7 protein-coding genes are annotated in these 12,354 nt (G+C 69.1%); 3 read left to right on the top strand and 4 right to left on the bottom strand.

Annotated features, from left to right (window positions below; all coding sequences use genetic code 11):
• From HMPREF2886_RS32320 to HMPREF2886_RS32310, 3 genes are all read left to right on the top strand, one after another.
• Positions 1-1,760 (top strand): xanthine dehydrogenase family protein molybdopterin-binding subunit (locus tag HMPREF2886_RS32320; RefSeq protein ID WP_070749162.1); only part of this gene is annotated, 1,760 nt, incomplete at its 5' end.
• Between the two features lie 154 nt (positions 1,761-1,914).
• Positions 1,915-2,469, top strand: coding sequence for a helix-turn-helix domain-containing protein (locus HMPREF2886_RS32315; RefSeq protein WP_033978782.1), 555 nt, complete (start codon positions 1,915-1,917; stop codon positions 2,467-2,469).
• Positions 2,470-2,556: 87 nt separating this feature from the next.
• Positions 2,557-3,135: an HD domain-containing protein gene (locus tag HMPREF2886_RS32310; protein WP_033978781.1), complete on the top strand. Its 579-nt coding sequence runs from the start codon at positions 2,557-2,559 to the stop codon at positions 3,133-3,135.
• Positions 3,136-3,243: 108 nt separating this feature from the next.
• Here the strand turns inward: HMPREF2886_RS32310 and HMPREF2886_RS32305 are convergent, their stop codons facing one another.
• The 4 genes from HMPREF2886_RS32305 to HMPREF2886_RS32290 form a co-directional block, all read right to left on the bottom strand.
• A complete protein-coding gene (locus HMPREF2886_RS32305; RefSeq protein ID WP_070749160.1) occupies positions 3,244-4,431 on the bottom strand; it encodes a beta-barrel domain-containing protein in 1,188 nt (395 codons plus the stop codon).
• Positions 4,421-6,592 carry a type I secretion system permease/ATPase gene (locus HMPREF2886_RS32300; protein WP_058179113.1) on the bottom strand — a complete coding sequence of 724 codons (2,172 nt, stop codon included), beginning with the start codon at positions 6,590-6,592 and terminating at the stop codon, positions 4,421-4,423. Before HMPREF2886_RS32300 ends, HMPREF2886_RS32305 begins: the two co-directional genes overlap by 11 nt.
• Positions 6,582-7,859 (bottom strand): TolC family protein, encoded by a 1,278-nt coding sequence (locus HMPREF2886_RS32295; protein WP_003160086.1) that lies wholly within the window; start codon positions 7,857-7,859, stop codon positions 6,582-6,584. Before HMPREF2886_RS32295 ends, HMPREF2886_RS32300 begins: the two co-directional genes overlap by 11 nt.
• A partial coding sequence (locus tag HMPREF2886_RS32290; protein WP_256562630.1) for an Ig-like domain-containing protein occupies positions 7,859-12,354 on the bottom strand: 4,496 nt, incomplete at its 5' end. The genes HMPREF2886_RS32290 and HMPREF2886_RS32295, both read right to left, overlap by 1 nt.

Raw genomic sequence — 12,354 nt, 5'->3', positions numbered from 1 at the left:
CCCCCCGCCAGTGGCGGGTACCGGCTGCCGAACTGCGTACCCGCGACGGCTTCGTCGAACATCCGGCCAGCCAGCGCAAGGCCAGCTACGGTTCGCTGGCCGCTGCGGCGGCGGAACTGCCGGTGCCGGAAAAAGTGCAATTGAAGGATCCCAAGGACTTCCGCCTGATCGGTCACCAGGCGCCGCGCGTCGACGTTCCCGGCAAGACCGACGGCAGTGCGCAATTCACCCTCGACGTCAGCCTGCCCGGCATGCTGGTCGCCCTGCTCCAGCGCCCGCCGCTGTTCGGCGCCACGCTGAAATCGTTCGACGCCACGGCGACCAGGGCGATTCCGGGGGTGGTCGAGGTCGTCCAGGTGCCGCACGGCGTGGCGGTGGTCGCCAAGGGTTTCTGGGCGGCGAAGCAAGGCCGCGACGCGCTCAAGGTCGAATGGGACGAGAGCAAGGCCGAGAAGCGTGGTTCCGAAGCGCTGATGGCGGAGTACCGCAAGCTCGCCGAGCAACCCGGCAAGCCCGCGCGCAGGGACGGTGACGCCGCCAAGGCATTGGCCGGGGCGACCCGCAGGATCGCCGCCAGCTACGAGTTCCCGTTCCTCGCCCATGCGCCGATGGAGCCGCTGGACGCGGTGGTCAGGCTGACCGCCGACAGCTGCGAGATCTGGGCCGGCGACCAGTTCCAGACCGTCGACCAGGGCAACGCGGCGCGTACCGCCGGGCTGCAGCCGGAGCAGGTGAAGATCAATACGCTCTACGCCGGCGGCAGCTTCGGCCGGCGCGCCAACGCCTGGTCGGACTACATCGTCGAGGCGGTATCGATCGCCAAGGCGCTGGGTGCCAACGGCGTGCCGGTGAAGCTGCAATGGACCCGCGAGGACGACATCCACGGCGGCTTCTACCGGCCGATGTACTACCACCGGCTCGAAGCCGGGCTCGACGCCGACGGCAAGCTGGTCGGCTGGCAACATCGCATCGTCGGCCAGTCGATCCTGGAAGGCACGCCGTTCGCCGCGGTGATGGTCAAGGACGGCGTCGACGCCACCTCGGTGGAAGGCGCCGCCAACCTGCCCTATGCGGTGCCCAATGTCTCGGTCGAGCTGAGCACCACCCAGGTCGGCGTACCGGTCCTGTGGTGGCGGGTGGTCGGCAGCTCGCACACGGTCTACGCGGTGGAGGCGTTCATCGACGAGGCGGCGCAGGCCGCCGGCAAGGACCCCTACCTGTTCCGCCGCGACCTGCTGGCAGAGCAGCCGCGCCTGCGCGGCGTGCTCGAACTGGCCGCGGAAAAGGCCGGCTGGGACCCGTCCAGGCCGCTGCCCGCCGGGCGCGGACGCGGGATCGCGGTGACCGAGGCATTCAAGACCTTCGTCGCCCAGGTGGTCGAGGTCTCGGTGGACAAGGACGGCAAGCTGAAGGTCGAGCGGGTGGTCTGTGCGGTGGACTGTGGCATCCCGATCAACCCGGACGTGATCGCCGCGCAGATGGAGGGCGGCATCGGCTTCGGCCTCGGCGCGATCCTGCACAGCGCGATCACCCTGAAGGACGGCAAGGTCGAGCAGAACAACTTCGACGGCTACCAGGTGCTGCGGATCGCCGAGATGCCCAAGGTCGAAGTGCACATCGTGCCCTCCGGCGAAGCGCCCACCGGGGTCGGCGAACCCGGTGTGGCGCCCATCGGCCCGGCGCTGGCCAATGCGATCTTCGCCGCCACCGGGCAACGCCTGTACAACCTGCCCTTCCCCACCTCCTTCGCCAAGGCCTGAGCAAGACGCCCGCCGGCAGTTCCACGGCTGCCGGCGCGGCGGGCGGCCAGCCGAGGATCGCCGCCGACCAAGCGGGCCCCCCGGTGTCGCGCCGATTTGCCTCCGCCCGGCGTCGGGCGCAGACTTCAGCGTCCATTCGCCCGCGTAGCCAAGCATGACCGAGCCTCTTCCCTCTTCGTCCCTGGGCCCCGCCCTGCGCCGCTGGCGCCTGCTGCACCGGGTCAAGCAAACGCATGCCGCCGAATTGCTCGGCGTGGCGCAATCGACCATCTCACGCTGGGAGTCCGGTACCCAGGCGCTGCTGGTGGAGGAACGGGCACGCCTGGAGCGTCTGCTCGGCGCCCGCCTGGAAGCCGCCGCCGACCAGGCACTGGCCCGCCTGGTCGAGGCCAACCCGCAACCCGTGCACCTGATCTGCGACCTCACCCATCGCTTGCTGGCCTGTTCGCCGACACGCGCCGCGCAATTCGGCGTGCCCCTCGGCGAACTGCTCGACCGTTCGCTGTGGCCCTATTGCAGCGAGGAAATCCTCCGCCAGGAAGCCACCCTCGAGGAACTCGGCTGGCGCGAACTGCTGGCACCGCCGGCGCTGGAGTTCGCCAGCGGAGCGAACACCTCGGCCATCGTGCCGATCCGGCGCAGCCGTTGCCGCTGGACCCGCATGACCCTCTCGGACGGACGCGCGGTACGCCTGGTGGAAACCCTCTGAACGCACCGCGGATATTTTATCCATGGACCTACGCCGTCGCCGCGCCTAGCCTTGCAGGCTCGTTTCACCGGTAGCGGAGCCCGCGCCATGTCCCTCGAACTGCTGAGCAACCGCCTCGAATTCCTCCGCGAAGCCGAACGCCTGAAAGACGTCCTGCGCTCCGCGCACACCTCCTCCGGTCGCCCGGAAAGCACCGCCGAACACAGTTGGCGGCTGTGCCTGATGGCTCTGGCCTTCGAGGACCAACTGGCCGGCCTGGACCTCGGCAAGGTCTTGCGCATGTGCGTGGTCCACGACCTCGGCGAAGCGATCCACGGCGACATCCCCGCCGTCGAGCAGGCCGCGCACCCGGACAAGGGCGAACAGGAACGCGCCGACCTGTTGCAGCTGACCCGTCATCTGGACGCGCCGCTGCGCGACCGCCTGCTCGCCCTGTGGGACGAATACGAGCGCGGCGAGTCCGCCGAAGCCCTGGCAGTGAAGGCCCTGGACAAGCTGGAAACCCTGCTCCAGCACACCCAGGGCGACAATCCGGCGGACTTCGACTATGCCTTCAACCTCGACTACGGTCGTCGCTATACCGACCGCGCACCGCTGTTCAAGGCCCTGCGCGAGCTACTCGACGCCAGGACCCGACAGCGCCTCGCAGCTCGGCGCGACGCCTAGCGTGCGCCCGCCCGGGCAGCGTTGCCAGCGCCACCGCCTAGGTAGCTCGCCATGGCTACAGGGAGGCGGCTGGCACGTTTCCACCGACCGGGGCCTGTCCTACACGCCTCAATAAAGGCGCGCCTTGATCAGCGGCCGCAGCAGGTAGTTGAGCACGCTGCGCTTGCCGCTGAGGATGTCCACCTCGGCGACCATCCCCGGAATGATCGGCAATACCTCCTCGCCGCGCTTCAACTGGCTGCCATCGGTCTTGATCAGCACCTGGTAGTAGGACTCCTTGCCATGCGGGGTGTCCTCCTCGATGGTGTCGGCACTGATCTGCTCCAGGGTGCCCTTGAGGTCGCCGTAGATGGTGTAGTCGTAGGCGGTGATCTTCACCTTGGCCGACATGCCGGGAACCAGGAAGGCCACGTCGCGCGGCTTGATCTTCGCCTCCACCAGCAGGCGCTCCTCCACCGGGATCACTTCCATGATCGGCTCGCCGGGCTGGATCACCCCGCCACGGGTGTTGATCAGCACGGTGTTCACCCGCCCGCGCACCGGCGACAGGATCTCGGTGCGGCGCAACTGGTCCTGGCGCTGCTGGACGATCGGTTCCAGCGCGCTGAGATCGGCCTTGCGCTGGGCGCGCTCGGTATAGGCATCCTGGAAATAGGTGCTTTTCAGCTCGGTCAGCTTGCCGCTGAGGGTGGCGATGTCCTGGCTCAGCTTGAGCGCCTCCATCTGGCTCACCGCGCGCTTGGCCACCAGCGGGCGAACCAGGTCGAGCTGGCTCTGCGCCAGGTGGATCAGCCGCTGGATCGCCTGGGTGCCCTCCACCAGTTTGTCGCGGCGCGACTTGAACAGCTCGCGCTCGGAGCGGGCCAGCGGCCCCTCGGGATCGACGTCCGGCGGGAACTCGATGCTCTTCTTGCCGAGCACCTCGGCGTCGAGCCGGGCAATGGCCGCGCGCAGCACGCTGGCCTGGTTCGCCGACTCCTGGAAGTTGGTGAGGAAGCGCGTCTCGTCGAGGCGCACCAGCGGCTGGCCGACTTCCACCAGGTCGCCCTCCTTCACCAGCAGGCGGTCGAGGATGCCGCCCTCCAGGCTCTGGATCTTCTGGATGCGACTGAACGGCACGACCCGACCGTCGCCGCGGGTCACCTCGTCCAGTTGTGCCCAGGCCGCCCAGCCGATGAACAGCAGCACGCAACCGAGCAGGGTCCAGAGCAGCGGCCGGTAGACCGGGTGGGTAGCCGCCAGCAACGGGTCGGCCAGTTGCCGGCGCAGGGCGGCGGCGTCGCGGTCAGAGTCCATGGTTGCCTCCTTCGGCGGCCTGCGGTGCCTGTACCTGGTTGCCCTGCACCACCTGCTCCAGCGGGCCGTCCATGATCACCCTGCCCTGGCGCAGGACCACCGCACGCTCGACCAGGGCGAGCATGCTTTTCTTGTGGGTGGTGATGACCAGGGTGCGCTTGCCCAGCCATTGCTGCAGGTAGTCGATGACCTGTTTCTCGCTGCCCTGGTCGAAGGCCGCGGTCGGCTCGTCGAGCAGCAGGATCGGAGGGTCCTGTAGCAGCACCCGGGCCAGCCCGACGGCCTGGCGCTGGCCGCCGGACAGGCTGGCGTTGCCCTGGATCGGCATGTCCAGCCCCAGCGGGTGGCCGCGGACGAAGGCGCCCAGGCCGACCCCGTCGAGGGTCTCCAGCAGTTCCTCGTCGCCCAGCGCGGCGTTCTCCAGGTTGAGGTTGTCGCGCAGGCTGCCATGGAACAGCGCCACGTCCTGCGGCAGGTAGCCGATACCGCGCTGGCGGTCGGCCGGGTCGATCTGGGTCAGGCTGACGTCGTCCAGCAGCAGGCGTCCCGCCTGCGCGTCGAGCAGGCCGCTGAGCAGGCGCAGCAGGGTCGACTTGCCGGCGCCGTTGCCGCCGAGCAGCGCCACCCGCTCGCCGGCGCGGATGTTCAGGGCCTGCACGTCGACCACCGGCGGGCTGTCGCCGTGGGCCAGGCGCACGCCCTCCAGGCGGTAATGCCCCTGCAGGCGCTCCTTGTGCACGAAGCGCTTGCCCTGGGGTCGCTCCTGCTCGGCGCTCATCAGTTGGTCGAGGCCTTCCATCGCCACCTTGGTGTGCTGCCAGCGACCGAGGATGCCGGCCGCCTGCGACAGCGGTGCGATGGCCCGCGAAGCAAGGATCGAGCAGGCCACCAGGCCGCCGACGGTCATCGCGCCCTCGCTGATCCGATAGACGCCGAAGACCACCACGCCGACGTAGCAGAGCTGCTGGACGATGCTCGCCGAGTAGCTCAGGGTCGAGGCCAGGGTATGGGTCTTCATCGCCGTACCGGCCAGTTCGCCGGTCAGGGTTTCCCACTGGTGCAGGCAGCGGCCTTCGGCGCGGGTCGCCTTGACCGTCTCCAGGTGCTCGAAGGCTTCCAGCAGCACGCCGTTCTTCATCGCCCCTTCGCGCAGGTTCTGCCGCGACAGGTGGCCGAGCAGGCGCTGGGTCAGCAGCCCCGGCAGGATCATCAGCCCGCAGGCCAGCAGCGGCACCCAGACCACATGGCCGCCGATCACGGCGATGATCAGCAGGAAGATCGCCACGAACGGCAGGTCGCTGATCAGCGCCGCGCTGGACGAGGTGAAGAACTCGCGCACCGACTCGAACTCCCGCACCTGGGTACTGAAGGCGCCCATCGACGCCGGCTTGGCGGCGACCCGGGTGCTCAGCACGCGGGAAAACAGCAGGGTCGAGAGTTGCAGGTCGAGACGCTTGCCGAGCACGTTGAGCAGGTGGCCGCGCATGATCCGCAGGACACCGTCGAGGACGATCGCCAGGGCCACGCCGCTGGCGAGGATCCACAGGGTGTCGAACGCCGCGTTGGGCACCACGCGGTCGTAGACCTGCATGGCGAACAGTGCCGAGGCGACCGCCAGGACGTTGGCCACCAACGCTGCGGCGGTGACCTCGGCGTAGGAACGCCAGAGCCGCTTGAGCGGGCCGAAGAACCAGTGCTCGGGCAAGGCGCTGGCGTAGTCGCCGACCCGCCCGTCCGGGCGGTAGCGGCACTTGGCGAAGATCGCCGTGCCGCTGTACAGAGCTTCCAGCTCGGCCAGCGGCATCCTCTGGCTTCCGCCGTCGCTCTGCGGTACCAGCACCTCGGCGTGCTCGCCGTCGTTGCCCACCAGCACCAGGGCGCGGCCGTCGTCGAGCAACAGCAGGGCCGGCAGCAGGTAGCGATCGATCCGGCGCAACGGCTGGCGCGTGACCCGGGCGGTGATGTCGGCGCGGCGCAACGCGCGGGCCACCAGGTGCAATGGCAGGCGACCGTGCTCCAACGGCATGCCGTCCACCAGTTCGGCGTCGCCGAGCGGTCGGCCAAGCTGCCGGCAGAGCAGCAACAAGCCCTGGCGCAACGGGTCGACGATGGGGTCGTGGTTGAGGATCACGACGTTATCCGGGGTTTTCTCAGCTTCCATGATTCAGCCGGTTCTCCAATAGCGGACCCAACAGGCCGACTTGCGCGGCCGCCCGATACTCGATGCGCTTGCGTTCGATCCGCAGGTTGATCAGTTGCCGCTCTGCCTCGAAGCGCTCGCGCTGCACGTTGAGCAGGTCGATCACGTCGCGCCGGCCAACCTCGAACTGTTCGCGATACAACTCGCCGACCTGCTCCGACTCGGTCACCTGCTGGGTCAGCGACTGTTCCCGCCAGCGCAGCGTGTCGCCGTTGTCGAAGAGGTTCTGCAGTTGCCGGCGGATGTCGCGCTGCATCGCGTCGGCGGTCCATTTCGCCGATTCCAGGCGCTGCTGCGCGGCGGTCGGCCGGCGGAAGTTGGAAAGCCCCTGGAAGGTGTCCATGCGGAAGCGCAGGGATACCACCGAGTCGCTTTCCGGATGCCCGCCGATCTCCCGGCGCAGCGCGCTGGCCTCCAGGTTCAGTTGCGGCAGCAGCGACGCCTTGGCCTCGCGGACCTCGGCCTCGGCGACATTGGCGTCCTCCAGGGCCTTGCGCTGCAAAGGCGATTCGCGGATCACCCGCGCCATATCGCTGGCCGCCAGGTAGCGTTGCAGCGACATCGGCTCGGGCTCCACCAGGTCGGCGGGCTCCTGGCCGACCAGGATCGCGTACTGGTTGCGCGCGTCCTGCAGGTTGCCCTTCTCCAGCGACAACTGCTCCTGGGCCCGCGACAGTTCCAGATTGGCGCGATCCAGCTCGCTGCGGTCGGCGTAGCCGTCGCCGCCGCGCGCCTGGGTCATCTCGCGGATGCCGTCGAGGCGCTGGATGTGTTCGCGCACCGCCTCCACCCGGCGCTCCGAGGCAAGCACGTCGAGGTAGGTCTCGACGATATCCAGCGCCGCATCGTCGCGCGCCACCAGCACCGCCTCGGACAGCTTGCGCTGGGTCGCGCTGGCGCTGTCGACCTTGCTCGTCACCCGACCCCAGTCGTACAGCATCTGCGACGCGGTGAGATCGTAGACGATCTCGCCGAAGTCGAACTCCTGCGGCCCCCCGGACATCGTCACGGAGGGGTAGTACCCCCCTTTGGCCATCTCCACCTCGGTGCCTGCACGGTCCGCTTCGGCCATCGCGGACCGTACTTCCGGGTGGATCGCCAGCCCTGCCCTGACCGCCTGGTCGAGGGGCATGGCCGACGCGAACATCGGCAGCCCCAGGGAAAGGAGCCAGATGGCTCCCTTCCCATGCCGCCGTCCCTTGCGCGCGTACTGCCTGCGCCCGCGCATCAGACCACGACCTGTACCGTGTTGTCCTCGATCAGCAGGGTGGTACTGCCGAAGGTGTAGACGTCGTAGGTAATGCCGTTGATCAGTTGCGTGGTACCGGTATTCACCGCGCCCACCACGTTCAGGGTGTCGTTGTTCTCGCCGGTGATCTGCAACGTGTTGTTGGCATCGGTGATGGCATCCACCTCCGCCGCGGTCAGGGTCAGCACGCTACCCGAGTCGCCCTTGCCGAGGTCGATGCGCTCGAGGTTGCTGAGCGTGCCGACGCCGACGGCGTTGTAGTCGAGGTCGATGCCGTTGGCCAGGACCAGGGTGTCGAACCCGGCGCCGCCATCGATGCTGACGAAATCGGTCGCGGTGATCTGGATGGTGTCGTTGCCGTTGCCGGCCACCACGTGATCGCCGGTGCCCACGTTGAAGATCAGGTCGCTGCCGTCGCCGCCGTTGATGTGCTCCGAACTGCCGTTGGCGCCGGACAGCACGTCGTCGCCGGAAGTACCGTTGACATCGATCTGGCCGATGTTGAGCGACAGTCCGTTGGGGGTCAGGGTGATCCCGTAGGCGGCGCTGTCGTTGCCATTGGAGTCGGTGGACACCAGGTTGAACGAGATCTGCGAGCCGAGGTTGAGGATGTCGGTGATGTTCAGCCCCAACTGGGTGAGGATGGTCGGGCTCAGCAGGTTCAGCGAGAAGTTTCCGGACGAATCCGCCTGGATCGGCAGTAATTCGACGTTCAACGCCGGGGTGATGACCCGGATCACCACGCTGGAGTCAGGCTCGGTGGTTCCGCTGAAACCGAAACGCGGGTTCAGCGGGTTGAGGCTGACGTCGAGGCCGAAGTTGCCGATGGTCACCGGTTGCTCGATGCTGGTGCCGACGCCGATGCTCGCCGTGTTGCTCGGGTTGCCGGCCGGGTCGCGACCGACCACCGACACCTGGGCATTGAGCAACTGGTCCCAACTGAAGTCGATGTCCAGGTCGGTGAGCAGGTTCAGCGACGCCAGCCCGCTGTTGTCGGCGGTCACCGTGGCGGTGGCGGTCACCCCGCCGACGTCGACGGTGACCGTCAGCTCGGTGCCCGGCTCCGCCGAGATGGTCAGGATGTTGCCGACCAGGGACAGCACCGGGGTCGCCGGCGGAATGGTGTCGATGGTGAACGGCACCGGGGTCGACGCGGTGCCGCCGTTGATGTCGGCGGTGACGGTCGAGGCGCCCTCCGGGAACGGGCCCATGCCGCCGGGAGGCGTCAGGGTCAGGGTCACGTTGCCGGCGGCGATGTCGCCGGCGGTGAGGGTATGGCTGACCTCGGCCTCATAGCCGTTCTGCCCGGCGAACTTGACCGTGACCACCTGGCCGACCTGCATGGTCGGACGGACCGTCACATCGACCTGGATGCCGTCGCCGATCTCCGCGGCGTTGATCCAGGTATCGCCGGCTTCCGGCACGCTGATGGTCGGCGGCGCCAGGTCCGGCGCGTTGATGGTGGCCGGCCCGCTGACGTTGCCGGCGGCGTCGACGGCAACCCCGGCGATCAGTTCGCCGGTGATCAGCGGCGGCGCGAACGGCAGGCTGAAGTTGCCGGCGCCGTCGACGGTGACCGTGATCGGGTTGGCGGTGTCGCCGTTGACCACGATACGCACCTGGCTGTTCGGCTCGGCGGTGCCGGTCAGCAACGCGCCGTCGGCGCTGATGCTCAGCAGCGGAGCGGATGGCGCCACCGAGTCCACCGTGGTGCTGGCCGGACCGCTGGCGTTGCCCGCGGCGTCCTCGGCGACGGCGTTGATCACCGTACCGTTGGGCAGCGGCGTGCCGGGGGTGAAGGTCCAGTTGCCGCTGCCGTCTGCGGTGGTCTCGCCGATCGGGTTGCCGTTGCCGTCGGTGAGGATCACTTTGGCGCCGACCTCGGCGGTGCCGGTGATCACGCTGCCGTTGCTGGCATTGATCACCGGCGTGGCCGGCGCCACCGTATCCACCGTGGTGCTGGCCGGTCCGCTGGTATTGCCGGCCGGGTCCTGGGCCACGGCATTGACCACCGTGCCGTTGGCCAGCGGCGTGCTCGGTGTGAAGGTCCAGTTGCCGCTACCGTCGGCGAGGGTCTGGCCTATCGGGTTGCCATTGCCATCGGTGAGGATCACCCGGACGCCGGGTTCGGCGGTGCCGCTGAGTTCGACACCGTTGCTCGGGTCGATCACCGGGGTGGCCGGGGCCACCGAGTCCACCGTGGTGCTGACCGGACCGCTGGCGTTGCCGGCCGGGTCCTGGGCCACCGCATTGATCACCGTGCCGTTGGCCAGCGGCGTGCCGGGCGTGAAGCTCCAGTTGCCGCTGCCATCGGCGGTGGCCTGGCCGATCGGGTTGCCGTTGCCGTCGGTGAGGATCACCGTGGCGCCGGCTTCAGCCGTACCGCTGATCACCGTACCGTTGCTCGGATCGAGCACCGGGGTGGCCGGGGCCACCGCGTCCACCGTGGTGCTGGCCGGGCCGCTGGTGTTGCCGGCCGGGTCCTGGGCCACCGCATTGATCACCGTGCCGTTGGCCAGCGGCGTGCCCGGGGTGAAGCTCCAGTTGCCGCTGCCATCGGCGGTGGCCTGGCCGATCGGGTTGCCGTTGCCGTCGGTGAGGATCACCGTGGCGCCGGCTTCCGCGGTACCGGCGATCACGCTGCCGTTGCTCGGGTCGATCACCGGCGCCGCCGGCGCCACCGAGTCCACCGTGGTGCTGGCCGGGCCGCTGGTGTTGCCGGCCGGGTCCTGGGCCACCGCATTGATCACCGTGCCGTTGGCCAGCGGCGTGCCGGGCGTGAAGCTCCAGTTGCCGCTGCCATCGGCGGTGGCCTGGCCGATCGGGTTGCCGTTGCCGTCGGTGAGGATCACCGTGGCACCAGCCTCGGCGGTACCGGCGATCACGCTACCGTTGCTCGGGTCGATCACCGGGGCGGCCGGCGCCACCGAGTCGACGATGGCGCTGGTGGGACTGCTGTTGTTGCCGGCGGCGTCCTGGGCCAGCGCATTGATCACCGTACCGTTGGCCAACGGCGTGGCGGGCGTGAAGGCCCAGTTGCCGCTGCCGTCGGCGGTGACCTGGCCGATCGGGTTGCCGTTGCCGTCGGTGAGGATCACCGTGGCCCCGGCTTCCGCCGTACCGCTGATGACGACTCCGTTGCTCGGATCGATCACCGGCGCCGGCGGGGCGATGGCATCGACGGTGACGCTGGCCGGGCCGCTGGTGTTGCCGGCCGGGTCCTGGGCCACGGCGTTGATCACGGTGCCGTTGGCCAGCGGTGTGCCCGGGGTGAACGTCCAGTTGCCGCTGCCGTCGGCGGTGGCCTGGCCGATCGGGTTGCCGCCACCATCGGTGAGGATCACCGTCGCGCCGGCTTCCGCGGTACCGCTTATCTCGGTGCCGTTGCTCGGATCGATCACCGGCGCCGCCGGGGCCACGCCATCCACCGTGATCACCGCCGGCGCACTGTCGACATTGCTTGGACTGCGCGCAACCACGTTGACCACCGTGCCATCCGGCAGCGGGATGCCTGGAGTGAAGGACCAGTTGCCGCTGCCGTCGGCGGTGACCTGGCCAATCGGGTTGCCGTTGCCATCGGTGATGATGATGGTGTTGCCGGCGTCGGCGGTGCCGCTGATCACCGAGCCGTTGCTCGGGTCCACCTGCGGGATCGACGGCAGCGAGGAATCCACCGTCGTGGTAGCGGGAGGGCTGGTATTGCCGGCGGCGTCGCTCGCGGTCACGTTGACCACGGTGCCGTTGGGCAGTTGCGAGCCGGGCGTGAAGCTCCAGTTGCCGCTGCCATCGGCGGTGGTCTGGCCGATCGGGTTGCCGTTGCCGTCGGTCAAGGTCACGGTGCTGCCCGGCTCGGCGGTACCGTTGAGCAGGTTGCCGTTGCTCGGATTGACCACCGGCGTATTCGGCGCCACCGCGTCCACGGTAGTGCTGCCCTGCGGGCCGGTATTGCCCGCAGGGTCCTGGGCCACGGCGTTGACCACCGTGCCGTTGGCCAGCGGCGTGGCGGGCGTGAAGGTCCAGTTGCCGCTGCCGTCGGCGGTGGTTTCGCCGATCGGGTTGCCGCTGCCATCGGTGAGAATCACCTTGGCCCCGGCTTCCGCGGTGCCGCTGATGGTCGCGCCGTTGCTCGGGTTGACCACCGGCGCCGGCGGCGCCACCGCGTCCACCGTGGTGGCGGCCTGCGGGCCGGTATTGCCGGTCGGGTCGGTGGCCGTGGCGACGATCACCGTGCCGTTGGCCAGCGGCGTGCCCGGCGTGAAGCTCCAGTTGCCACTGCCGTCGGCGGTGGCCTGGCCGATCGGGTTACCGTTGCCGTCGGTGAGGGTCACGGTGGCACCGGCCTCGGCGGTGCCGCTGATGACGACGCCGTTGCTCGGGTTGATCACCGGCGCCGGCGGCGCGCTGGAATCGACGGTCACCGTCGCCGGCGGGCTGCTGTTACCGGCGGCGTCCTGGGCCACCACGTTGACCACAG

Origin of the sequence: Pseudomonas sp. HMSC066A08 (genome assembly GCF_001813025.1) — a bacterium.
In the GTDB taxonomy this organism is placed as follows: domain Bacteria; phylum Pseudomonadota; class Gammaproteobacteria; order Pseudomonadales; family Pseudomonadaceae; genus Pseudomonas; species Pseudomonas aeruginosa.
This window is presented reverse-complemented; position numbering and strand designations above follow the sequence as displayed.